Genomic DNA, 2,645 nt, shown 5'->3' with positions numbered 1-2,645 from the left:
TGCAGCTCGACGTGGAGGTGCTGGGGCCTCCCGAGGTGCGGGAGGCTGCCGCGCGGCTCTCGCAGCGACTGGCCAGGATCGCCAGTGGTTGATCCGTCTTTGGTGGACGCCGTGGACGACGGTGGCCCGTGTCCGGCACACACGACGCGGCTTCGCATCCGCTGAGCTGCTGGAGCAGCCTGAGCGAGGATACCGTGATCACGAACGCCGAACTGGCGACGAGGACACTCCGCGTCAAATCTATACCGAAACTGGTATAGTATTGACGAGGTGATCGAACTCGTGACTGGCAGGATCCAGACCCAATTGTGGGAAGTGGCACTTGACCAATACGGCTACGTGACCAGCCGCGACGCCCGAAAACTAAGCATCGATGGCGTCGAACTCGTCAAGCTAGCCCACCGTGGTCAGTTGCATAAGGTGGGCCACGGCGTATACCGCTTTCCGAGGTTCCCAGTCAACGAACTCGACTCCTACATGCTCGCTACGCTGTGGGCCGGAGAGCAGGGCGTCCTCAGTCACGAGACCGCACTCGACCTTTACGAACTCTGTGACGTCAACCCGGCGAAGATCCACCTCACCGTGCCACGGAAGCGCCGCATCCGCAGACGTGGCGGTGAGCTCTATGTCGTCCACAACGAAGATCTCGACGCTGGCAAGATCGGATGGCACGAGGGGATACCAACGGTCACGCCAATAGCGGCCATCGAGCAAACAATTCACGTGACACCTACCCATCTGGTCCGCCAAGCTGTGCAGAGCGCTCATGATCAAGGTCTGATCAACACCCAAGCGCACGACCGCTTTCTCCGCCAGTTGGGGATCCCCGTATGACCGACCGACTGTTTGCTGAACTGCCCGATCGAGGCAAGGCGCCAAGTACCAAACGAGCTCTGGATACCTGGATCCAGCAGGCACAGGCAACGACGAACGTGGCGGCCCGTCGACTCGGATGGATCGTGGCTTCCTCCGTCGTGATCGCTGCACTTCAACGTGCCCACCACGATGACGGCCACGCACAATTTCTACTTAAGGGCGGTGCCTATCTCGAGCACAAGCTTGGCCTGAGCGCACGATCGACCAAAGACATCGATACCTTGTTTCGCGGCGATTTCGACGAGTTCCTCAGCAGGCTGGACGGTGTGCTCGAGGAGCCATGGGGATCGATCCAGCTCCAACGAACCGCAGTCGAGATCATCGACGGCGCCAACCGCGTCGTCAAGCCTCGCCGCTTCAAGGTGAAGCTGCTGCTCCGTGGAACCGTCTGGCGGAGCGTTGAAGTCGAAGTTGCCCCAGACGAAGGCAACGCAGGTGAGGGCGTCGAGATTCTTGCCGCTCCCATCCTCAATCACTTTGGGCTTCCGTCACCGACCGCATTCGCCGGCATCGTCCTCGATTACCAAGTCGCACAGAACTTCATGCCTGCACCGATCCCCATGAGCCGCCAGCACAGATCAACGAACGCGTACGCGATGTTATCGACCTCCTCCTCATCCGCGACGCCTTCTATCCACCAGGGACCGACCTAACGTCACTACGCGCCGCCTGCTCAGACGTCTTCACGGCACGTGCCGCTGACACAGCACGCCGCGGCAACATTCCGGCGCGAGCATGGCCACCAACCGTAGTCGCGCACGCCCCGTGGGAAGCCGACTATCCCACGCATGCCGATCAGGTCGAGATCACGATGGGCCTGAACGATGCCGTGGCACAGGTGAACGATTGGATCAAAAACATCGATAGTGCTCAGCCGGAAGACCATGACCACCACTCATCATGCCCTGCACGTGTCCACGTCGTCACTGAGGCCGCGAGGTGATCGCCCCGCTCCGACAATGACTGTCCAGGCCCGATCACCGGGTGTCCGCTCAGCTGAGGGTCTTGGCGATCGAGCGGAGTTTGTCCGGGTTCATGATTCCGTAGATCCCGCAGACGTGCTGCCCGTCGTCACTCACCTCCACGACCCCCGCCGCGTAGATCCGGTCGCCCGCGAACAACGCCAGGGCGGGCTCGCCGTTGAGCAGCACCGGGTGAACCGCGAGATCTGCCAGATCCCGGAGGATCTTGTCGGACGCGAGCAGACGCGCGACCTTGTCCCGGCCGGCGACGACCTGCCGTGCGGCTTTGGTTTTGCCACCGGCATCGGTCCACAACCTCACGTCCGGCGCCAGCACCTCCATCAGAGCGTTCAGGTCGCCGCCCATCGCCGCCACCAAGAACCGATCGGTGACGGTCTTGCGAACGTGCGGGTCCACCGCGACCCGTGGGCGTCGGGCCTCGACGTGTTCGCGGGCACGGTGCGCGAGCTGCCGGACGGCCTCCGGCGAGCGGTCCAGGATCGTCGCGATCTCGTTGAGGCCGTATCCGAAAGCCTCCCGGAGCACGAAGACGGCACGCTCCAACGGCGTGAGCGTCTCGAGAACCACCATCAACGCCACTGACACCGACTCGGCACGCAGGGTGCCTTCGGCCGCATCGTTCTGAGTCACGAGCGGCTCCGGCAGCCACGGTCCGACATAGGTCTCCCGGCTGCGCTGGACGCGGCGGAGGCGAGACATCGCCTCGTTGACCGCGATCCGCACCAGGTAAGCGCGGGTGTTTCCGATGGCCGCGCGATTGGCGGCGGACCACGAGAGCCACGTCTC

At 63.0% G+C, this 2,645-nt stretch carries 3 protein-coding genes; 2 read left to right on the top strand and 1 reads right to left on the bottom strand.

What is annotated here, in order from left to right; translation table 11 throughout:
• Nucleotides 1-270: 270 nt before the first annotated feature.
• The gene (locus tag ELR45_RS06575; RefSeq protein WP_205856149.1) at nt 271-834 is read left to right on the top strand and encodes a type IV toxin-antitoxin system AbiEi family antitoxin domain-containing protein; all 564 of its coding nucleotides are present in this window, start codon (nt 271-273) and stop codon (nt 832-834) included.
• Nucleotides 831-1,529: a nucleotidyl transferase AbiEii/AbiGii toxin family protein gene (locus tag ELR45_RS06570; protein ID WP_129664470.1), complete on the top strand. Its 699-nt coding sequence runs from the start codon at nt 831-833 to the stop codon at nt 1,527-1,529. Before ELR45_RS06575 ends, ELR45_RS06570 begins: the two co-directional genes overlap by 4 nt.
• Nucleotides 1,530-1,868: 339 nt before the next feature.
• Here ELR45_RS06570 and ELR45_RS06565 read toward each other — a convergent pair.
• A partial coding sequence (locus ELR45_RS06565; RefSeq protein WP_205856148.1) for a sigma factor-like helix-turn-helix DNA-binding protein occupies nt 1,869-2,645 on the bottom strand: 777 nt, incomplete at its 5' end.

This window comes from Phytoactinopolyspora endophytica, from assembly GCF_004138495.1.
GTDB lineage: Bacteria > Actinomycetota > Actinomycetes > Jiangellales > Jiangellaceae > Phytoactinopolyspora > Phytoactinopolyspora endophytica.
The sequence above is the reverse complement of the archived record's forward strand: the minus strand, read 5'-3'. Positions and strand labels throughout refer to the sequence as shown.